Annotated in this window: 15 protein-coding genes and 1 pseudogene; 9 read left to right on the top strand and 7 right to left on the bottom strand. The window is 67.4% G+C overall.

What is annotated here, in order from left to right; genetic code table 11:
• Nucleotides 1-48 precede the first annotated feature (48 nt).
• From hutH to M3I54_RS37995, 3 genes are all read left to right on the top strand, one after another.
• Nucleotides 49-1,584, top strand: a complete 1,536-nt coding sequence (hutH, locus tag M3I54_RS38005) for a histidine ammonia-lyase (RefSeq protein WP_254345016.1) — start codon at nt 49-51, stop codon at nt 1,582-1,584.
• 49 nt (nt 1,585-1,633) lie between these two features.
• On the top strand, nt 1,634-2,329 hold the full coding sequence (gene hutC, locus M3I54_RS38000; RefSeq protein WP_254345014.1) for a histidine utilization repressor: 696 nt from the start codon (nt 1,634-1,636) through the stop codon (nt 2,327-2,329).
• Nucleotides 2,330-2,585: 256 nt separating this feature from the next.
• The gene (locus M3I54_RS37995; RefSeq protein WP_254345012.1) at nt 2,586-3,236 is read left to right on the top strand and encodes a hypothetical protein; all 651 of its coding nucleotides are present in this window, start codon (nt 2,586-2,588) and stop codon (nt 3,234-3,236) included.
• Between the two features lie 42 nt (nt 3,237-3,278).
• Here the strand turns inward: M3I54_RS37995 and M3I54_RS37990 are convergent, their stop codons facing one another.
• Nucleotides 3,279-4,157 (bottom strand): LysR substrate-binding domain-containing protein, encoded by an 879-nt coding sequence (locus M3I54_RS37990; RefSeq protein WP_233881884.1) that lies wholly within the window; start codon nt 4,155-4,157, stop codon nt 3,279-3,281.
• A gap of 153 nt (nt 4,158-4,310) precedes the next feature.
• Between M3I54_RS37990 and M3I54_RS37985 the strand changes: the two genes are divergently transcribed.
• The 3 genes from M3I54_RS37985 (at nt 4,311) to M3I54_RS37975 (ending at nt 8,582) form a co-directional block, all read left to right on the top strand.
• The gene (locus tag M3I54_RS37985) at nt 4,311-5,561 is read left to right on the top strand and encodes an aminotransferase class I/II-fold pyridoxal phosphate-dependent enzyme (RefSeq protein WP_254345010.1); all 1,251 of its coding nucleotides are present in this window, start codon (nt 4,311-4,313) and stop codon (nt 5,559-5,561) included.
• An 89-nt stretch (nt 5,562-5,650) separates the two neighbouring features.
• Complete coding sequence (locus tag M3I54_RS37980; protein ID WP_254345008.1) at nt 5,651-6,637, top strand: AraC family transcriptional regulator; 987 nt, start codon at nt 5,651-5,653, stop codon at nt 6,635-6,637.
• 7 nt (nt 6,638-6,644) lie between these two features.
• On the top strand, nt 6,645-8,582 hold the full coding sequence (locus tag M3I54_RS37975) for a DUF3857 domain-containing transglutaminase family protein (RefSeq protein WP_375542283.1): 1,938 nt from the start codon (nt 6,645-6,647) through the stop codon (nt 8,580-8,582).
• A gap of 7 nt (nt 8,583-8,589) precedes the next feature.
• On the opposite strand, the gene M3I54_RS37970 is transcribed toward M3I54_RS37975, so the two are convergent.
• The 5 genes from M3I54_RS37970 to glgC form a co-directional block, all read right to left on the bottom strand.
• Nucleotides 8,590-9,822, bottom strand: coding sequence for a branched-chain amino acid ABC transporter substrate-binding protein (locus M3I54_RS37970; protein ID WP_254345006.1), 1,233 nt, complete (start codon nt 9,820-9,822; stop codon nt 8,590-8,592).
• Nucleotides 9,823-10,145: 323 nt separating this feature from the next.
• Complete coding sequence (locus M3I54_RS37965; protein ID WP_254345004.1) at nt 10,146-10,607, bottom strand: hypothetical protein; 462 nt, start codon at nt 10,605-10,607, stop codon at nt 10,146-10,148.
• Nucleotides 10,608-10,701: 94 nt separating this feature from the next.
• Nucleotides 10,702-11,574 carry a pyridoxal kinase PdxY gene (pdxY, locus tag M3I54_RS37960; RefSeq protein WP_254345002.1) on the bottom strand — a complete coding sequence of 291 codons (873 nt, stop codon included), beginning with the start codon at nt 11,572-11,574 and terminating at the stop codon, nt 10,702-10,704.
• A 161-nt stretch (nt 11,575-11,735) separates the two neighbouring features.
• Nucleotides 11,736-13,226, bottom strand: a complete 1,491-nt coding sequence (gene glgA, locus M3I54_RS37955; RefSeq protein WP_254345000.1) for a glycogen synthase GlgA — start codon at nt 13,224-13,226, stop codon at nt 11,736-11,738.
• 93 nt (nt 13,227-13,319) lie between these two features.
• Nucleotides 13,320-14,585, bottom strand: coding sequence for a glucose-1-phosphate adenylyltransferase (glgC, locus tag M3I54_RS37950; protein WP_254344998.1), 1,266 nt, complete (start codon nt 14,583-14,585; stop codon nt 13,320-13,322).
• 393 nt (nt 14,586-14,978) lie between these two features.
• Here glgC and M3I54_RS37945 point away from each other — a divergent pair, with 393 nt between their 5' ends.
• Nucleotides 14,979-16,088, top strand: coding sequence for an alpha/beta fold hydrolase (locus M3I54_RS37945; protein WP_254344996.1), 1,110 nt, complete (start codon nt 14,979-14,981; stop codon nt 16,086-16,088).
• A 46-nt stretch (nt 16,089-16,134) separates the two neighbouring features.
• On the opposite strand, the gene M3I54_RS37940 is transcribed toward M3I54_RS37945, so the two are convergent.
• On the bottom strand, nt 16,135-17,139 hold the full coding sequence (locus M3I54_RS37940; RefSeq protein WP_254344994.1) for an LLM class flavin-dependent oxidoreductase: 1,005 nt from the start codon (nt 17,137-17,139) through the stop codon (nt 16,135-16,137).
• Nucleotides 17,140-17,775: 636 nt separating this feature from the next.
• On the opposite strand from M3I54_RS37940, the pseudogene hpnI reads away from it, so the two are divergent.
• A pseudogene (gene hpnI / locus M3I54_RS37935) lies at nt 17,776-18,996 on the top strand (bacteriohopanetetrol glucosamine biosynthesis glycosyltransferase HpnI); the annotation flags it as partial.
• A complete protein-coding gene (hpnJ, locus tag M3I54_RS37930) occupies nt 18,954-20,387 on the top strand; it encodes a hopanoid biosynthesis associated radical SAM protein HpnJ (RefSeq protein ID WP_254345032.1) in 1,434 nt (477 codons plus the stop codon). The pseudogene hpnI and the gene hpnJ, both read left to right, overlap by 43 nt.
• Nucleotides 20,388-20,394: the final 7 nt, after the last annotated feature.

The raw sequence follows: 20,394 nt of genomic DNA, 5'->3' as shown, positions 1-20,394 counted from the left end.
AGGCTAGACTTCGGCCACTTTCGCGACTTGTATAGACAGGATTCGACCATGCTCCCGACTCTCCGCCTCACGCCCGGCCATCTGACCCTGCCCCAACTGCGCCAGATCGCGCGCGAGGCAGTGCGGCTCGAGCTCGATCCGGCCAGCTTCGCCGCCATCGACGCGGGCGCACGCGCCGTTGCCGAGATCACCGCGAAGGGCGAGCCCGCCTACGGCATCAATACGGGCTTCGGGCGTCTGGCGAGCACGCACATCCCGAACGACCAGCTCGAACTGCTGCAGCGCAATCTGGTGCTTTCGCATGCCGTGGGCGTGGGCGCGCCGATGTCGCGTCCGGTCGTGCGTCTCTTGATGGCACTGAAGCTGTCGAGCCTGGGCCGCGGCTATTCGGGCATCCGCCGCGAAGTGATGGACGCGCTCATCACGCTCTTCAACGCCGACGTGCTGCCGCTCATTCCCGTGAAGGGCTCGGTGGGCGCCTCGGGCGACCTCGCGCCGCTCGCGCATATGTCGGCGGTGCTGCTCGGCATTGGCGAGGTGTTCATCCGCGGCGAGCGCGCGAGCGCCGAGGCGGGTCTCGCGGCTGCGGGCCTCAAGCCGCTCGCGCTGCAGGCCAAGGAAGGTCTCGCGCTGCTCAACGGCACGCAGGCTTCCGCCGCGCTTGCGATCTACAACATGTTCGCGATCGAAGACCTCTACCGCACGGCGCTCGTCTCGGGCGCGCTCAGCGTGGATGCCGCCGCTGGCTCGGTGAAGCCGTTCGACGCGCGCATTCACGAACTGCGCGGCCATCGCGGCCAGATCGAGGCGGCCGCGGCCTATCGCACGCTGCTCGAAGGCTCGGCGATCAACCTCTCGCACCGCGATTGCGGCAAGGTCCAGGACCCGTACTCGCTGCGCTGCCAGCCGCAGGTGATGGGCGCGTGTCTGGACCAGATGCGCCACGCGGCGCAGGTGCTGCTCATCGAGGCGAACGCGGTTTCCGACAATCCGCTGATCTTCCCGGAAACGAACGAAGTGCTTTCGGGTGGCAACTTCCACGCGGAACCGGTGGCCTTCGCCGCCGACAATCTCGCGCTGGCCGCCGCCGAAATCGGCGCACTGGCCGAGCGCCGCATCGCGCTGCTCATCGACGCGACGCTCTCGGGCCTGCCGCCTTTCCTCGTGAAGGACGGCGGCGTGAATTCGGGCTTCATGATCGCGCACGTCACGGCTGCTGCACTGGCTTCGGAAAACAAGACGCTCGCGCATCCGGCCTCGGTCGACTCGCTGCCGACCTCGGCAAACCAGGAAGACCACGTTTCGATGGCGACGTTCGCGGCGCGCAAGCTTGCGGACATCGCCGACAACACGGCCTACATCCTCGCGATCGAACTGCTCGCCGCAGCCCAGGGCGTGGACCTGCGCGCGCCGCATCACACGAGCCCGGCGCTCGCGCATGTGATGCAGTCGGTGCGTGCCGAGGTGCCGCATTACGACCTCGACCGCTACTTCGCGCCGGATATCGAAGCGATTACGCATCTCGTGCAGAACGGCGCAATTGCTTCGCACAGCCCGTTCGCGTTCGAGTCCGAGGCGCATTGAAGCGCAATCACGCGCAAGCAGGCGCCAAGCCAAAGCACGGGCCAACGCGATGAACGCTCCCGCATACCAGGGCATCAAGGACTTCATCCTCGCGCGCATTCACGCTGGTGAGTGGAGCGAGGGCGACCAGGTGCCTTCGGAGAACGAACTGGCGCGCGAGTTCAAGGTCGCGCGCATGACCGTGAACCGGGCGGTGCGCGAACTCACCGCAGAACAGGTGCTCACGCGCGTACAGGGCGCGGGCACTTTCGTCGCGCGGCCCAAGTACGAATCGACGCTCGTCTCCATCCGCAGCATCTCCGACGAAATCCTCGCGCGCGGGCACCGCTACCGCGCCGAGGTGCTCGAGATCGGCGTGCATTGCGCCGACGAGGCGCTCGCCGTCGAAATGGGGCTCGCGGCGAACGACAAGGTGTTCAACTCGCGCGTGCTCCCCTTCGAGAACGACGAGCCCGTGCAGCTCGAAGAGCGCTGGGTCAATCCGGCCATCGCGCCCGATTACGCGGCGCAGGACTTCACGCACATCACGCCGAACCAGTACCTCGTGCATGTCGCGCCGCTGCAGGGCGTGGAGTACCGCATCGAGGCGCTCGCCCCCGAGGCGCAGACGCGCGCGCACCTCGCCATGGGCGAGGCCGAGCCGTGCCTCGTGCTGCACCGGCGCACGCGCTCGCGCGGGCTCGTCGCTTCGGTCGCCAATCTCTGGCATCCAGGCAGCCGCTACCGCTTCACCGGGCATTTCTAACCGAGGTCGGGCCCCGTAGGTGGGGCCGCCGAGGTCCCGCCGCCCAGGCCCGTGCGTCGTCGCGCGCCTCCATTTCCTCAGCTTTTTCCCTGTGCCTCGCCGACTGTCGCCGGCATGCGTCTTGCTGCCTTTACAGATTGCTGACCCGCTTGCCAATTAGGGCGCGTGTTTGGGGCCAGACGGCCCGGGAAAGCGCGCTTGGTGCGCCGCAGCCCGTATCATTGGCAGGTGATGCGAACGAAGGAGGAGCTCCGCAATGGACGATGCCAACGCCACGCTCATGCCGATGTGGCGGGCCAACCTGGCGCTGCTCACGCGCGAGGTCGGATCCGCCACGCGGCTCGCGCGCATGATGACGTTTTCCGCGAGCCACATGAAGCTGATCGTGTCGGGCGAGCGCGACTTCAGCGCGGAGTTCGTGCGCGGCGTGGAAGCCGTCACGGGCCTGCCCGAAGGCTGGATGGACGTGAAGCACGATAGCGCCGACGTGCCCGACGAGACGCGCGAAGCGATCGCGAGCGAGACGCCGCGCGCGCGCTTTCGCGGCACCGCGCATCCGGTGCGCAAGGCGCCCGTGCTGCGCGTCGAGCCGATCTTTGGCCAGGGCGCGAAGCGCGAGGAAGTGACGACGACGCCAGAGGCGCACCGGCGTCTCGCGGGTACGCGCAAGATCCGCGATCTCGCGGCGCAGGACGTGCGCAAGCTCGAACGCTGGCTGAGCGTGCCGCCGGTCGAGCCTGCGGTGCTGCGCTCGCGTATCGAAGACGTGATCAACTACGCCGACCCCGACGAGCGCGTGCGCGCCGATCTCGAAGGCCGCCTCGAGCAGATCGAGAAGCATCGCGAAATGCTGCTGCGGCATGTCTCGCGCCTCTACGCGCTGCTTTCGCGGCTGGGCGACGACTGATTCGTTGCCCGAATCATCGTCTGCCGAATCATCGTCGGGAAATCAGCGCTCCTGAACGCGCAGCTCCGCGAGTATCTGGTCGGCGAGAAAGTCGCACGGCGGGCGGTTCGAGCGCGCGCTGCGCGCGAGCACCACTTCCAGCTCCGGGAGTGCCGGGAGGCCATGCTGGCGGCCAAGCGTGACGAACGTCTCGGGCACCGCGCAGCGCGCGAGCGGCGCGATGGCGAGACCCGCGGCCACCATGCTGCACAGGCCCATCAGGCTCGGGCTTTCATAGGATGTGCGATACGCGATCTTTGCGCGCTCCAGCGCCTGGATCGCGTTCGTGTGCGCGACGCTGCCGCCTCCGAAGAGGGCGACCGGCAACGGCCGCTCGCGCCAGATCTCGCGCCCGCTCGCCGCGCTCACCGCCGCGGGGGGCGCTGCCCACACCATCGGCTCGAAGCGGATGAACTCGCCCGCCAGCCCGTGCGTGCGCGTGATGCAGGCGAGGTCGATTTTGTTGTCCTTCAGGAGCGGCATGAGCGCGCTGCTCGGCAGCCCGATCACCTGGATTTCCACCTTCGGCCAGTTCGCCGAGAACTTGCGCAGTACCGGCGGCATGAGCGAGGACGCATAGTCGTCGGGCACGCCGATCGACACGCGGCCCGTCACCTCCGGGTGCGCGAGCGAGGCCCACGCTTCGTCGCGCAACGCGAGCATGCGCCGCGCGTAGGCGATGAGCGTCTGGCCGTCGGGTGTGGGCGTGACGCTGCGCGGCGCGCGGATAAAGAGCGGCTTGCCGATGGATTCCTCGAGCGCGCGAATCTGCATGCTGAGCGCGGCCTGCGAGCGATGCACGAGCGCGGCGCCGCGCACGAAACTGCCGGCGTCGGCGACGGCCACCACCATGGCGAGCACGTCGAGGTCGAGGGTCTTCATTGGTATAAGAAAAATTGATCGAAGGCTTCAATATAACGCGTTTGTCTGAACGCGTGGACGCGCCGATACTGGGGCCGTACCGACCCGTCGCGTTGTTCTTCGCGCAGTTATCTGCGAAGAATTTCGCATCGTCCTTCGCTCCCGGAGAAGCCCATGTTGATGTCGCCGCCCGTCGATTTGACCTACGAACGATTCCAGCAACTGCACATGCGGCTCGACATGTCGCGCGGCAAGCCTTCGCCTGAACAGCTCGATCTCTCGCAGGCGCTCATCGACGAAGCCGGGCAGGCGGGCTATCTCGCGCGCGACGGCTTCGATTGCCGCAACTACGGTCTGGCGAGCGGCTTGCCCGAGGCGCGCGAACTGGGCGCCGGGTTGCTCGGCGTGCCTGGCGCGCAGGTGATCGCGGCGGGCAATTCGAGCCTCGAATTGATGCACGACGCGCTGACCTTCGCGCTGCTGCATGGCGTGCCGGTGGGCGAGGGCGCGGACGTTGGCGCGCCGTGGCGAGCGCAAGGCGAGATCGCGTTCCTGTGCCCGGTGCCGGGCTACGACCGCCACTTCGCGATCTGCGAGGCGCTGGGCGTGCGCATGATCGCCGTGCCGATGCGCGAGGACGGCCCCGACATCGACCGTGTGGAAGCGCTCGTGCGCGACGATCCGTCGATCAAGGGGATGTGGTGCGTGCCGCTCTACAGCAACCCGACGGGCGCGATCTGGTCCGACGAGGTGATCCGGCGTCTCGCCGCCATGCCCGCCGCGCCCGACTTCCGGCTCTTCTGGGACGACGCCTACCGCTTCCATCACCTGAGCGACGAAGCGCACACGACGCTCGACGTATTCGAGGCCTGCGCGGCGGCGGGCCACGCCGGGCGCGCGCTGATGTTCGCTTCGCTCTCGAAGGTGACGTTCGGTGGCGGCGCGTTTGCGTGGCTCGCCGCCGCGCCGCGCAACGTGGCCTGGTGGCAGAAGCACTCGGCCGTGCGCACGATCGGGCCGGACAAGCTCAACCAGTTGCGTCACGTGCGCTTTCTGCGCGACCGCGCGACGCTCACTGAGTTGATGGCGCGCCATCGCGCGCTGCTCAAGCCGAAGTTCGATGCGGTCGACGAGGTGTTCCGCGCCCGCCTCGCCGCCGTGCCCGGCGTGAGCTGGAAGGTGCCGCGCGGCGGCTATTTCATCAGCCTTTATGCGCCCGAGGGTTGCGCGCGCCGTACCGTCGAACTCGCAGCGGCGGCGGGACTCGTCCTCACGCCCGCGGGTGCGGCGTTCCCTTATGGCGTCGATCCGCGCGATAGCCATTTGCGGATTGCGCCGTCGTTTCCGGCACTCGACGAGGTGCGCCTTGCAGCCGAGGGCATCGCGCTGTCACTGCTGCGCGCCATCGAAGAACGGCGGGGATAGCGGCCAGGGTCGGTCCGGCGGCGCTCGCGTCGATGTGCTACAACGGCAGACGTAGCCCACGAACGTAGCCAACTTCCCGCGAGGTTGCCGTGCAAGGTCTCGCCGTTTCACTGCAACGCGCGCTCGCCCAGCGCGAGCGCGAAGGCCGCGCCGATAGCGGCCGTGCGCCAGCCGCGCGGCCGCTCGCGGCCGGTGCCGGCTGGTCGGTCGACGATGTCGTCTGCACGCTCGGGCCCGGCGACCGGCCCTACGAGGAGCGCCACGCGAGCGCGTGCCTCGCCATCGTGGCGGCAGGCGTGTTCGGCTACCGCAGCGGCAACGCGCGCGCGCTGATGACGCCCGGTGCGCTCATGCTGGGTGAAACCGGCGCCTGCTTCGAATGCGGCCACCGTCACGCGGCGGGCGACCGCTGCCTCTCGTTCCATTACGACCCGGCCTGGCTCGACGAGCAGGCCGCAGCCGCGGGTCTCGCGCCTGGCGCGCGCCGCTGGCGGCCAGCGCGGGTGCCGCCGGTGCGCGCGCTCGCGCCGCTCGTGGCGCATGCTTGCGCCGACGCGCTCGCGCAAGAGCGGGGTCACGCGCCCGGACTGGTCGGCGGAGCGTGGGATGAACTTGCACTGGACCTGGCGCTCACGACCTTGCACGTGGTCGCGAGCGGCAGGGACGCGCTCGCGCCAACCAAGCCGGGCGCCGCCGCGGCGGCACGCGTGGTCGCGACGCTGCGCCTGATCGACGAAACGCCCGACGATGCGCATACGCTCGCCAGCCTCGCGAGCGCGGCGGGCGTGAGCGAGTTCTATTTTCTGCGCACCTTCTCGGCGGTTGCCGGCGTGACCCCGCATCAATATCTGCTGCGCGCGCGGTTGCGCGCCGCTGCACTGCGTCTTGCCGCCGAAGACGAAGCGAAGGTCGTCGACGTTGCGCTCGCGAGCGGCTTCAACGATCTGTCGAACTTCAACGCGGCGTTTCGCGCGGAGTTCGGCGCGAGTCCCCGCGCATGGCGTGCCGCGCAGCGCGAGCGCCATCTCGCGCAGACTTCATGGCCGAACGCCGCGCAAGCGGCGGCGCGCGCCTGAACCGCCCGTGACGCGACGCGAGGGGTTCAGGCGCGCCGCCTTGTGCGTCGCGTCGTGCCTTGCGTTGAGTCTCGCGTTGACCCTGGCAATCGCGAGCGGCCACGTCCGCGCCCAGACCGTTGACACCGCCGCGCAAACCGACATCCCGCCGTTCACGCTCGAGCGCGATGAGCATCTCTTCGTCGTGCAGCAGGACGGCTCGGTCGTCGAGGACGACGACACCGTGCTGCGCGCCAACACCGCCGCAGGCGTGGACGAGATTGCCCAGCGCTACGTCTGGTTCAATAAGGATATCGAAACGATCACGAAGCTCGCGGCCGAAACCATCGATCCGGACGGTACCGCGCACGCGGTTGGCGCGAGCGGCATTCGCGACGTGCAGGAACCGCGCTCGGCAGGCGCGCCCACGTTCGAGGACGGCGTGCTGCGCACGGTGATCTTTCCGGGCGTCCAGGTTGGATCGCGCGTGCATCTGCATTTCGCGAAACGCCGCGCGAAGGCGCTCGAAGCGGGCACGTTCGCGTACTTCGTCGAGCCGACCGGCGAACCCGTCGAGTTTCAGCGCCTCATCTTCGATTTGCCCGCCAACGTGCCGCTTCACGCCGATGCGCGCGGCTACACGGCGCTCGCCCCCGAGACGGCGAACGGCCGTACCCGCTACGCGTTCGACTACCGGCACGGCCCCTATCCGCCGCTCGAAGCGGGGGCGGTGGCCTACGTGAACTGGGGCGACCGGCTGATGGTTTCGACGGTGCCCGACTTCGCCGCGTTCGCCGCGCGCTACCGCGAAGCTGCCGCCGATCCCACCTCGGCCGATCCGGCCATCGCATCGCTTGCGCAAGTGCTCACGGCGGGCGTGAGCGACCCGCGCGAGCAGGCGCGCCGCATTTACGACTGGATGCGCTTCAATATCCGCTACGTCGCGCTCTTTCTTGGCGAGACCGCAGCCGTGCCGCATCGCGCGACCGACATCCTGCGTAACCGCTACGGCGACTGCAAGGACCACGTGGCGCTCTTCAGCGCGCTGCTCGCGGCAGTGGGCATACGCGCCGAGCCCGTGCTGCTCAACCTCGGCCCCGTCTATACGCTGCCCGACGTGCCGGGCTATGGCGCGCACGCGATCAACCATGCGATCGCGTGGCTGCCCGACCTTGGCGTGTACGCGGACACGTCCTCGGGCGGCTACGCGTTCGGCTACCTGCCGCCGGGCGTGATGGACCGGCCCGTGCTGCTCGTCGACGACGGCGTGCTCTCGCGTACGCCCGCGACCGGGCGGCGCGAGCGCACGGCGCGCCTTTCACTCGACGTGGGCGCAACCGGCGACGCCGCCTACAGCTACTACGTGGAAGACGAAGGCGCGGGCGCGGAGCCCGAGCGCAACTCGTTTCGCCGCGCGACGCACGCGGGGGCGCAGCAACTCGCGGCGCAGCGCCTGCGGCTCACCGGACTCGCCGGCACCGTGCACGTGAGCACGAGCGCGACGGATGCGACCGACGGAGCATTTTCGGTGACGATGGCAGGCACGCTCGATCACGTGGTCTGGCGCGACGGCACGACCGCAATACCCACCACGAGCAGCTTCACGGGCGGCATTGCCACGCAGATCGACAACTGGCTTGCGCAGCCGCGCCGTACGCAGCCCTGGGCGTGCATCGGCGGGGAGTTTTCGGAGAGCGCGCAGATCGTGCTGCCCGCGTTCGCGCGCGTGACCGACGTGCCGCAAGACACGCAAGTCAGCGACGCGTTTCTCGACTACGCGTCGTACTACGTGTTCGACGCGCGCTCGCGCACGCTGCAGATCGAGCGGCGGCTTTCGGCGCGTTTTGGCCACCAGATGTGCACGGCCGACGAATTCGCGCACATGCGCGACGCGCTCGTGCGCATCGAGCGCGATACGCATGCGCAGATCGTCGTGCGGGCTGCGAGCGCGCCGCAGGAACCATGAGGGGCGCTCAGCCGCCGCGCGTCGTCACCGGCGCCCACACGCCTTTTTTCACCTGCCAGAGCGTCGAGGCGCCGTTCTTGAGTGAGCCGTCCTGCTCGAAGGCAATACGGCCAGTCACGCCGTCGACGGCGAGCGCCTTGAGCGCGCTGCGGTACACGTCGGGTTTCGCCGATTTCGCGTTGACCATCGCGTGGATCGCGGCCCATGCCGCGTCGTACCCGAACGGCGCGTAGGCGAGCACGTTGGTGCCGAAGCGGTTTTTATAGGCCTGCTCGAAACGCGGGCCGTCCGGCAGTTGCGCGAGCGGGCGGCCGTATTCCCAGGCCATCGCGCCTTCGGCGGCTGCGCCCGCGGCCTGGGTGAAGTCGGCGTTCGCCACGCCGCCGCCGCCCACGAACTGCGCGTTCATGCTGCGCGCCTTCATCTGCGTCACGAGCGCCGCGCCTTGGTGCGCGAGGCCGCCGAAATAGAGCAGGTCGGCATCGGCGGCCTTGATTTTCGCGAGCTGCGGGCCGAAGTCGCTCGCGACGCTTTCCGCGAACTCGCGCGCGACCACGTTGCCGCCATGCTCGCGCACCGCGTGCTCGAATACATCGGCTTCGCCCTGACCGAAGGCGGTGCGGTCGTCGATGATGGCCACGCGTTTGGCCTTCATCACGTCCACGGCCCACGCGCCGGCTATGCCTGCGTTCTGCGCGTCGTTTGCAATCACCATGAAGGTGTTGGCGAAGCCTTGAGACGTGATGACGGGATTGGTAGCCGCGGGGCTGATCATCGGAATGCCGGCGCTCTCATAGATGCGCGAGGCCGGAATGGCCGAGCCCGAGTTGAAGTGGCCGACCACAGCGTTCACCCCTTGATTCGCCAGCGTCGCGGCGGCCTGCACGCCGAGGCGCGGATCGCTGCGGTCGTCGATGGGCACGAGTTCGAAATGCGCCGTCTGCTCGCCGATCTTGAGGTTTTGCGCGTTCGCTTCGTCGAGGGCGAGTTGCACGCCGTTTTCCAGATCGCGGCCGTAATTTGCGTAGTCGCCCGAGAGCGGCGAGACGAAACCGATGCGCACGTTGAGCGGGCCGGCGGCCAGGGCGCTGCGGCTGGCGCCGAGCGTCCAGACGGTGGCCAGCGCGCCAATCAGGAGCCCAGCCGCAAGCTTGCCGAACGGGCGGCGCGTGCGGCACGCACGGCGCGGCGTGGCAAATGCGTAGACGCTAGCGGTTCTGAGCGCGGCGGCGAGACTCATCGTGACTCCTTGCGCGACAGCGGCGCGGTGTTCTTGTGTGCGTTTTTCTCGGGTACGCCGCGTCGCGCACCGGCCGTGGCGCGTAGGCGGAGCGTCTCGTCTTCAGGTCTTGCTGTTTGCGACTGCGGCTTGCCGGGACGTGTCGTGCGACGGCTGCGTGCGTGGGCGGGATGTCTCAGCAGGCTCCCCATGTGCGCCGGCTGGGGGCGCGCCTTCGTGAGGCGGCGGATGGCGAGCAATATATCAGGCCGCCCGGTCAGTCGCGCAGTCAGTCGCTCAGTCAGTCGCTCAGTCAGGCCCGCACGCCGTGTCGCGCGGGTAGGCTACTCGCCCCTTTGCAGCTCGAAGAGCGCGTCGCGCAGCCGCACGAGCGGCGCCATGGTGTCGGCGCTCGCCCATCCTTCGAGGTCGTCGAGCGCGCGGTTGCAGCCGTCGAGCACCACGTCGAGATCGACGGGAATGCCGTTGGCGAGCGCGAAGCGAATCGTCGCCTCGAAGCGTTCGCATTCGTCGTCGCCGTACGAGATGTCGAGCGTGTCGGCAATGGTCTGGGCGATGTCGCTGCGTTCGCGGTCGCTCTCGTCGACGAAGTCGATGATGCCGCGCGCGACGTCGGGCGCATGGTAAAGCGCGATGTCGAGCCACACGGCGGCGTCGAAATCGCTTTCGTGGCTTTGTTCCTCGAAGTATTCGATGGCTTCCTGCTCGTGGGTCTCGCCGGCGTTGACGGCGAGGCAAAGCTGCTCGAAATACTCTTCCTGTTCGCTACGGATTGAATCGGACATCGGTCATTCTCTAAAGACGGTGGGCGCCGCAGCTGTGTTTTGCCGCCGCGAGTCATGCGGACGGCATTATAGGCCGCGCGCGCACCTCTTCAGTCTACGCGGCGTCCGCCGCCCAGGCGTCGAACCATTCGCGCGGGCGCGCGATCTGGTCTTGCGCCGCGACGATTTCCAGTTCGTAACGGCCTGCGTCGTAAGTCGCTTTCACCACGGCGTTCACGGCCGCGAGCGTGTGTTCGAACGCGCGGCGCAGCGAGTCGCCGAGCATCAGGCGCGCGACGAACACCGCGCTAGTCACGTCGCCCACGCCCACCGGCTGGCGCGCGAACGGGTAGAGCGGGCGCTGGCCGAGCCACGCTTCATGCTCGGTCACGACGAGCATGTTGAAGCGGTCGGCAGGGCTGTTGCGGTCGAGCAGATGCTTCACGAGGATCAGCTTCGGGCCGCGGCGCAGCACTTCGCGGCACGCGAGCACGCCTTCTTCCGCGGTCTCGATCTCGCGGCCCACGAGGCGTTGCAACTCGCTGTGATTGGGCATCATCGCGTCGGCGACCTCGGGCATGTTGCGCACGAGGAACTCCTGAATGCCGGGCTCGACGCGGCAGCCGTTGTCGGCGTTGAGCGTGCCCATCACCGGGTCGCAAAAGTAGCGCGCCTGCGGGTTGGCGGCCTTTACGGCGCGGACCACTTCGATCACGGCCTGGGCCTGCTCGGGGGCGCCGAGGTAGCCCGATAGCACCGCATCGCAGCGCGGCAGCACGCCGATCGCGCCAATGCCTTCGACGAGATCCACGACCTCGTCCGAGCCGATGGCGGCGCCGGTCCAGTGGCCGTATTGCGTGTGATTCGAGAACTGCACCGTATTGAGCGGCCAGACATTCACGCCAAGGCGGCGCATGGGAAACACCGCGGCGCTGTTGCCCGCGTGACCGAACACGACGTGCGACTGGATGCTCAAAACGTTTTTCATGGCCGGTCCAGATTTCGTTATGGCTTGCGGCGCTTCATGCAGCGCGCCTTTGCGCAGGTGCAGCAACGATAACCGAATTCGCTGCGCCCAGTCGATGGATGCGTAGGCGCGGTGTTGCGTGCGCGCCTGCTTCCAGCGCCTGCCATTCGCTTGGGGAAGCGCTAAGCCACGACGTTTTGACCGGCCAGATCGCGATAGAGCGTCATGTAGCGTTGCGCCGACGCCGCCCAGCCGAAGTCCTGCTGCATTGCACGCGAGCGCGTCTCGCGCCAGTCGCGACTGCGCCCATAGAGCGCGAAGGCGCGGCGGATCGCGGCCGTGAGCGCGTCGGGCTCGAAGCGCTCGAACACGAAGCCGGTGGCGAGACCATCGGCGAGATTTTCCAGCGAGGCGTCGACCACCGTATCGGCGAGTCCGCCCACGCGGTGCACGAGCGGCAGCGCGCCATAAGCGAGCGCATAGAGCTGCGTGAGGCCGCACGGCTCGAAGCGCGAGGGGACCATCATCACGTCGGCGCCCGCGACGATCTCGTGCGCGAGCGTCTCGTCGAAGCCAAGTTCCACGGCCACCGATTCGGGATGCTGATGCGCGGCGCGCGCGTAGCCCTGTTCGAGGCTGGCGTCGCCGGTCCCGAGCACGACGAGCTGCCCGCCGCGCGCGACGATCTCGGGCAGCGCCGCGAGCAGCAGGTCGAGGCCCTTTTGCTCGGTGAGCCGGCTCACCACGCCGAACACCGGTGCGTCGTGCTTCTGCGCGAGCTTCAGGCGCGCCTGCAGCGCCGCCTTGCAACGCATTTTGCCGCTCTGGCGCGTGGCCGAATAGCGTGTGGCGATGGCCGTGTCGCTCGATGGATTCCACACGGCGTAGTCCACGCCATTGAGAATGCCGACGAGGTCGTGCGTGCGTCCGCGTAGCAGCGCCTCGAGGCCGCCGCCCTGGGCGACCGTCTGAATCTCGCGCGCGTAGGTCGGGCTCACCGTCGTGATCTTGTCGGCGAAATAGAGGCCGGCTTTCAGAAATGAAAGCTGGCCGTAGAACTCCACGCCGTGCATGTCGAAGAAGTCGCGCGGCAGGCCGAGAGCGTCGAACTGCTGCGCGGGGAAGATGCCCTGGTAAGCGAGGTTGTGAATCGTGAAGATCGAGCGCGCGCCGCCGGGCGCTACGCTCGTGCCGCGCTCGCGCGCCGCCGCGCGCAGATAGGCCGGCGCGAGCCCGGCGTGCCAGTCGTGCGCCTGCACAATGGCGGGCGCCCAGTCGGGATCGAGGTGCAGCGCCAGCTGCGCGGCTGACCAGCCGAGCAGCGCGAAACGTTGCGCGTTGTCGCCGTAGGGCACATGTTCGGCGTCGAGATAGGGGTTGCCGGGGCGCGCGTAGAACGCGTCGGCGCGGATCATGTAGACGGCAAGCTCGCTGCCGGGCAGGCGCCCGAGTTCCAGCGTCGCCTCGGGCGCGCCGAAGGTGCGCGCCAGACGCGCAACGGGGCGCAGGTCCTCGAGGCCCGCCGCCACGGGCGCGAAGCCCGGCAGCAGCAGGCGGGCGTCGACGCCTTGTTCGATCAGCGCGGCGGGCAGGGCCGCGGTGACGTCGGCGAGGCCGCCGGTCTTCAGGAGTGGATACAGCTCGCTGGCTACGTGCAGGACGCGAATGGTCATCGGGAGTCAGTCCTCTCGGTGCTCGGGTTGCTTGCGGGTTGGCGCGTCCTTGAGCGAATCGGATTCGGCGGATCAACTGCGCCAGGCGGACAGCTAGCCGGGCAACTTCGCCAGCGAATCGCTCGTGACCAGCACGACGCCGCTCTCGGTGCGATAAAAGCGCTCGGCGTCGCGCGCTGCGTCTTCGCCGATCACGGTGCCGTTGGGAATCGTGCAGCCGCGGTCCACGACGACCTTGCGCAGCCGGCAACTCGTGCCCACCGTCACCTGTGGCAACAAGACTGCCTCGGCAATGTTGCAGAACGACTGCACGACGACATTCGACGAGAGCACCGAGCGCGAGATCTGCGAACCCGAGATCACACTGCCGCCGCACACGATCAGGTTGGTGCCCGAGCCCTGCAGGCCGTTGAGGTCGCGCACGAACTTGGCGGGCGCCAACTGTTCCTGGTAGGTCCAGATCGGCCAGTTGCGGTCGTAGAGATCGAGCGCGGGGATGGTCGAGGCGAGGTCGAGGTTGGTGGACCAGTAGGCGTCGACCGTGCCCACGTCGCGCCAGTAGGGTTCGGCGGTCGGGTCCGACGACACACAGGACATGCTGAACGGATGCGCGATCGCATGGCCGTCGCTCACCACGCGCGGAATGATGTCCTTGCCGAAGTCGTGGTCGGTGGCCGAGCGCGAGATGTTCTCTTCGAGCAGATGAACGAGGTAGTTCGTGTCGAACACATAGATGCCCATGCTCGCGAGCGCGATGTCGGGGCGGCCGGGCATGGCGGGCGGGTCGTCGGGCTTTTCGACGAAACCGGTCACGCGGCGCGCCTCGTCCACGGCCATCACGCCGAACGCGCGCGCTTCCATGCGCGGCACCTCGATGCAGCCCACCGTGCAGTCGGCGCCGCTCGCGGCATGGTCGGCGATCATGCGCGTGTAGTCCATCTTGTAGATGTGGTCGCCGGCCAGCACCACCACGTACTTCGGGCTGATCGAGCGGATGATGTCGATGTTCTGGTACACGGCGTCGGCGGTGCCCCGATACCAGTGCGCGCCTTCTACACGCTGCTGTGCGGGCCACAGGTCGAGGAACTCGTTGAATTCGCCGCGCAGGAAGCCCCAGCCACGCTGCAGATGGCGCAAAAGCGAGTGCGCCTTGTACTGCGTGACGACCGCAATGCGGCGGATGCCCGAATTCAGGCAGTTCGAGAGGGCGAAATCGATAATGCGGTACTTGCCGCCGAAGTACACGGCCGGCTTCACGCGCTTGTTGGTGAGCGGCCCGAGGCGCGTGCCGCGGCCGCCAGCTAGCACGATGGCGAGGGTGGTGCGTTGCAGATCGTTGAGGCTTGCCGGAGTTTCCATGGTCGTCTCCTTGTTGTGCCCCCGGTGCGGCCGCCGCGGTCCGCCTCGTCGTGCCTGGGCCCGTGCGGTCCTTCTTTCGCGTGCTTGTCGCGTCCCTGATGCGGCGCGTATCGCAGTGCAGCACGCGTGCGTATCTCGCGTCGCGGACGTCTCGTGCGTCCTGTATTGACTGTTCTAGCACCGAATGCAGCGTAGCGCGAATTGCCTGTCCGCAGGGCAGGACATGCGCACGGCATTCGTGCGAGGCGTTCGTGAGCAGCAAACGGCATGCCGCACGCGTTCGCCGGGCCAGAAAGCCGACATGTGCGGGGCGGGGCCGCTAGAATCGCTGGCTGAACCGGCGCCAATTCGCCGTCCTGTTGTCTGTCCGACATTTCGCCCGATCTCCCGTCGATGAGAGCCATCCTGAACCACACGCTTGCCCGCTTTGCCCCCTTCGTTGCCGCTTTGAGTGCGGCCGCGCTCTGTCACGCCGCCCTCGCTGCCGACCCTGAGGCGAGCGGGCCCGCGCCACTCGCGGCGTCGTCACCGCAAGCCGCGACCCGAACGCCCGACAGCCCCGCGTATGGTCCTGAGCTGCAGGGCTTCGAGTATCCGCATCCCGTGCATGACTTTGCGTTCGTTTCGCAAGGGCAAACGCTGCATATGGCGTACATGGACGTGCAGCCCGCGAAACCGAACGGACGCACCGCGGTCCTGCTGCATGGCAAGAACTTTTGCGCGGCCACGTGGGACGCCAGCATCCGCGAGTTGCACGCCGCGGGCTACCGCGTAATCGCGCCGGACCAGATCGGCTTTTGCAAATCGAGCAAGCCTGCTTCGTACCAGTTCAGCTTCCAGCAGCTCGCGCGCAACACGCATGCGCTGCTCGCCGCGCTCGGCGTGCACGACGCGACGATCATCGGCCATTCGACGGGCGGCATGCTGGCGGTGCGCTACGCGCTCATGTATCCGCGCGAAACCGAGCAGCTCGTGCTCGTGAACCCGATCGGGCTTGAAGACTGGAAGGCGAAGGGCGTGCCGTCGATTTCGGTGGACGACTGGTACCAGCGGGAGCTCAAGACGAACGCCGACGGGATTCGCCGCTACGAGCAGGCCACCTATTACGCGGGCCAGTGGCGGCCCGCTTACGAGCCGTGGGTGCAGATGCTGGCGGGCATGTATCGCGGGCCGGGCAAGGCGCAGGTGGCGTGGGACTCCGCGCTGCTCTACGACATGATCTACACGCAGCCCGTGATCTACGAGTTCGGCCAGTTGCAGATGCCGACGCTGCTGCTCATCGGCGACAAGGACACGACCGCCATCGGCAAGGATCTCGCGCCGCCGGAGGTGCTCGCGCAGCTCGGGCACTATCCGGTGCTGGCCAAAGCCGCGCAGCGCGCCATTCCACACGCGACGCTCGTGGAGTTCGCCGATCTCGGACACGCGCCGCAGATGCAGGATCCGCAGGCGTTTCATGCCGCGCTGCTCAAGGGCCTCGACGCGTTGAACACGTCGCACTGAGGGCGCGTTCGAGAGCGGGCGCGGTTGCCGCGCCGCGCGCCGTGGTTTACCGTCCCGCGGCGGCTTCCTTCAATGCTTCGCGCGCTTGCGCCGCCATCTCGAACGAACGCAGGCGCGCCGCGTGGTCGTAGATCTGCGCGGTGACGATAAGCTCGTCCGCGCCGGTCTGCTCGATCACCGAGGCGAGGCCTGCGCGCACGGTTTCCTGGTCGCCCACCACGGAGCAGGCGAGCGAGTGCGACACACCGGCGAGTTCGAACTCGTTCGCCGCGATCTGCTCGACCGGCGGCGGCAACCGCCCCGGCGTGCCGCGCCGTAGATTCACGAACTGTTGCTGCAGCGAGGTGAAGAGAAAGCGCGCTTCTTCGTTCGTGGGCGCGCCGAACACGTTCACGCCGACCATCGCATGGGGCCTCGCGAGCACTGCCGACGGACGGAACTGCGAGCGGTAGAGACGCAGCGCCGTGAGCAGATGGTCGGGCGCAAAGTGCGAGGCGAACGCGAACGGCAGGCCCATGGCCGCCGCGAGCTGGGCGCCATAAAGGCTCGAGCCGAGGATATAGAGCGGCACGTTCAAGCCCGCGCCGGGCACCGCGCGCACGCGCTGGCCTTCCACGGGTGCGGCGAAATAGCGCTGCAACTCGGCCACGTCGTCGGGGAAGCTGTCGGCGCTGCCGTGCAGGTCGCGGCGCAGCGCGCGCGCCGTGGTCTGGTCGGTGCCGGGCGCGCGCCCGAGTCCGAGGTCGATGCGGCCGGGGTAGAGCGCTTCGAGCGTGCCGAATTGCTCGGCAATCACGAGCGGAGCGTGGTTCGGCAGCATGATCCCGCCCGAGCCCACGCGGATGGTTTGTGTGCCGCCCGCCACGTAGCCGATCACCACCGAAGTCGCCGCGCTGGCGATACCCGTCATGTTGTGATGCTCGGCCAGCCAGAAGCGGTGGTAGCCGAGGCGTTCGGCGTGCCGGGCGAGATCGAGCGTGTTGTGCAGCGCGGCGCCGGCATGGGAGCCCGCCGGGATGGGCGAGAGGTCGAGTACGGAGAAGAGGGTCATGGGCTAGCCTGGGGCCTGGTATGGAGAGCGCGACGCGCGTGCAGTGCGCCGGTTGTTCGACGCGCGGCCGCAAGGCAGTCGCAAGGTGCGGCCATTGTGCCAAACCACTTTCGTTCGTGCTGGCGGTCTTCGGGAACCCATGCCGCCGGCGTGGGTTCAGAGACGGCTGATTATTTTTTACGCCCAGTCGACTTGAATATTAACGAGAACCACTCCTGTTTAAATGCAAAAGGCGCGCTTTTAATTCAGAATTATTAAAGAATCATTTCTATATGCTTACCGAATTTGTTCGGGGCGGAAAAGCTCTGGAAGGCGCCTGTTTAATCGCTGAAATAGTTACGCTTTTGCAACTTCGGCAACGCATTTTCCCGATTCCGTCGGAAGCAACTGACAGAGCTTGCTGATACAATTTTCCGCGTCGAATCGGGGATCGACCATCCGGCTTCAATTGTCCGGGTTCTAGCTTCGAATACGTAATGCGGCTACGATGCGCGGCTTATTTCTGGATTTTCAGGGCAGGGAAATGGTACGTGGTGAAACGCGAATTCCGGTCGGGGCACCGCAGGAGCTTCACCCCTTGCGCGCAGCCGGCGGCGAGCGCGGGTTTGCCCACGTGACCCAGCAAGGCGGCGTGTCATGACGGTGTTGCCGTTTTTCGCCATGCCGGCGCCCTGGCCCGTGCTCGTCTGGGTCGTGGTCGTGCTGTGCGGCGTTGCCGCTTTCTACGGCCTCGTTGCTGCGCTGACGATGCCGCGCCTCGGTTCGGCCGCGCTCGTGCGCGAAGCCGCGCGCCGCGCGCGCCGTGCGCAACCGCAGCCCGTGAGCGTGCTCAAGCCCTTGTGCGGCGCCGAGCCGCGCCTCTACGAAAATCTCGCGACCTTCTGCGAGCAGCGGCATCCGCGCTTTCAATTACTGTTCGGCGTGTCCTCGCCGGCGGATCCGGCCATTGCCGTGGTGCGCCGATTGCAGGCCGCTTATCCCGGCCATGACATCGAGCTCGTGATCGACCCGCGCGTGCACGGCAGCAATCTCAAGGTGAGCAACCTAATCAATCTGGCTGCGTGCGCGCGGTACGACGCGATCGTCGTGGCCGACAGCGATATCGCCGTCGAGCCCGACTATCTGGAGATCGTCACCGCGCCGCTCGCCGACCCGGACGTGGGCGTCGTGACCTGCCTCTACAGCGCTCGCAGCATCGGCGGTTTCTGGCCCCGTGTGGGTGCGCTCTTCATCAACGAGTGGTTCGCGCCTTCGGTGCGCGTGGCGCATTCCACGGGCTCGCGCGCGTTCGGTTTTGGCGCGACGCTCGCGCTTTCCCGTGCGACGCTCGAGCGCATCGGCGGTTTCGCGGCACTCAAGGACTGCCTCGCCGACGACTATCTGCTTGCCCGTTACGCGCGCGATCATGGCCTCGCCACGGTGCTGGCGCCGGTGGTGGTCGCCACCGACGTGATCGAGCCGACCTTCGGCTCCCTCTGGCTGCGCGAGACGCGCTGGCTGCGAACCATCCGCTCGGTGAATCCGGCGGGCTTCGCTTCACTGTTCATTACGTTCCCCACGCCGTGGCTCGTGCTGGGCGCGCTGTTCTACGGTCTGCTCGCGGCGGGCGCGGGCATCGGCGCGTGCGCCGCGACGCGCGCGGCGCTGGCTGGGCTCGCCACGGCCACGATGGCGGGTATCATTGCGCGTTTGATACTGCACGTGCGAGCGAGCGGAAGCTGGCGCGCGTTCTGGCGCGATTTGCCGCTCGTGCCGCTGCGCGACGTGCTGCTGGCCCTGCAGTGGCTTTCCGCCGCGTTCGGCTCGCACGTGATCTGGCGCGGCGTGCGCGTGAGCGTCGCCAATCCCGAGGCCGAAGCGCCTTCCGCGACGGTGGCGCGGGCTCGCGCTACCAGGCAAAGCGCGAGATCCGCTCGTTCTGGTATCCCACCTGGCTCGCGCAGCCCGCGGCCCTCGTGCCCGACAGCCGCGTGCTCGACGCGCCGGCCGACGGCCTCTCCGTGGAAGAGACGCTGAAGATTGCAGCTGCATACGACCTCGTCATCATCCACACGAGCACGCCGTCGTTTCCGACCGACGCGCTGTTCTGCGAAGACCTCAAGAAGTGCAAGCCGTCGATCGTCATCGGTCTGGTGGGCGCGAAGGTGCAGGTCGATCCGCACAATTCGCTCACGGCCACCGAGGCGGTCGACTTTGTCTGCCGCGAGGAATTCGACTTCACCTGCAAGGAAATCGCCGAAGGCATGCCGCTGGCCGAGGTCAAGGGCATCTCGTGGCGCGCGAAGGACGGCTCGATCGAGCACAACGCCGGCCGTCCGGTGCTCGAGGACATGGACTCGCTGCCGTTCGTCGCGCCGATCTACAAGCGCGACCTGAAGATCGAGAATTACTTCATCGGCTACCTGAACTACCCGTACGTGTCGATCTACACGGGTCGGGGCTGCAAGTCGCGCTGCACGTTCTGCCTGTGGCCGCAGACCGTGAGCGGCCACGTCTACCGCACGCGTTCGGTCGAGAACGTGCTCGAGGAAGCGAAGTGGATTCGCGAGAACATGCCGGAAGTCAAGGAGCTCATGTTCGACGACGACACCTTCACCGACGACCTGCCGCGCGCCGAAGCGATCGCCATTGGCCTCGGCAAGCTCGGCATGACGTGGTCGTGCAACGCGAAGGCGAACGTGCCGTACAAGACGCTCAAGGTCATGAAGGAAAACGGCCTGCGTCTGTTGCTCGTGGGCTTCGAATCGGGCGACGACCAGATTCTCGTGAACATCAAGAAGGGCGTGCGCACGGACTTCGCGCGCCGCTTCAGCGCCGACTGCAAGAATCTCGGCATCAAGGTTCACGGCACCTTCATTCTGGGGCTGCCGGGCGAGACGCAGGACACGATCAAAAAGACGATCGAGTACGCGAAGGAAATCAATCCGCATACGATTCAGGTGTCGCTCGCAGCTCCCTATCCGGGCACGACGCTCTACAAGCAGGCCGTCGAAAACGGCTGGATGGAAGAGAACAAGACCATCAACCTGGTGAGCAAGGAAGGGGTGCAGCTCGCGGCGATCGGCTATGCGCATCTGTCGCGCGACGAGATCTATCACCACCTGGAGCAGTTCTATCGCCAGTTCTATTTCCGGCCGTCGAAGATCTGGGAGATCGTGCGCGAGATGCTCACGAGCTGGGACATGATGAAGCGGCGTCTGCGCGAAGGCGTGGAGTTCTTCCGCTTCCTGCGCGCGCACGAGGCATGATGGACCG

It is taken from the genome of Paraburkholderia sp. CNPSo 3274, from assembly GCF_024206475.1.
GTDB lineage: Bacteria > Pseudomonadota > Gammaproteobacteria > Burkholderiales > Burkholderiaceae > Paraburkholderia.
Note: the sequence above shows the minus strand (reverse complement) of the source record. Positions and strands in the feature narration are given on the sequence as shown.

Excerpts from the sequence above, each read along its gene's own strand:
- hutH (WP_254345016.1), top strand. The coding sequence starts at position 49 with ATGCTCCCGACTCTCCGCCTCACGCCCGGCCATCTGACCCTGCCCCAA.
- hutC (WP_254345014.1), top strand. The coding sequence starts at position 1,634 with ATGAACGCTCCCGCATACCAGGGCATCAAGGACTTCATCCTCGCGCGC.
- M3I54_RS37995 (WP_254345012.1), top strand. The coding sequence starts at position 2,586 with ATGGACGATGCCAACGCCACGCTCATGCCGATGTGGCGGGCCAACCTG.
- M3I54_RS37990 (WP_233881884.1), bottom strand. The coding sequence starts at position 4,157 with ATGAAGACCCTCGACCTCGACGTGCTCGCCATGGTGGTGGCCGTCGCC.
- M3I54_RS37985 (WP_254345010.1), top strand. The coding sequence starts at position 4,311 with ATGTTGATGTCGCCGCCCGTCGATTTGACCTACGAACGATTCCAGCAA.
- M3I54_RS37970 (WP_254345006.1), bottom strand. The coding sequence starts at position 9,822 with ATGAGTCTCGCCGCCGCGCTCAGAACCGCTAGCGTCTACGCATTTGCC.
- M3I54_RS37965 (WP_254345004.1), bottom strand. The coding sequence starts at position 10,607 with ATGTCCGATTCAATCCGTAGCGAACAGGAAGAGTATTTCGAGCAGCTT.
- pdxY (WP_254345002.1), bottom strand. The coding sequence starts at position 11,574 with ATGAAAAACGTTTTGAGCATCCAGTCGCACGTCGTGTTCGGTCACGCG.
- glgA (WP_254345000.1), bottom strand. The coding sequence starts at position 13,226 with ATGACCATTCGCGTCCTGCACGTAGCCAGCGAGCTGTATCCACTCCTG.
- glgC (WP_254344998.1), bottom strand. The coding sequence starts at position 14,585 with ATGGAAACTCCGGCAAGCCTCAACGATCTGCAACGCACCACCCTCGCC.
- M3I54_RS37945 (WP_254344996.1), top strand. The coding sequence starts at position 14,979 with ATGAGAGCCATCCTGAACCACACGCTTGCCCGCTTTGCCCCCTTCGTT.
- M3I54_RS37940 (WP_254344994.1), bottom strand. The coding sequence starts at position 17,139 with ATGACCCTCTTCTCCGTACTCGACCTCTCGCCCATCCCGGCGGGCTCC.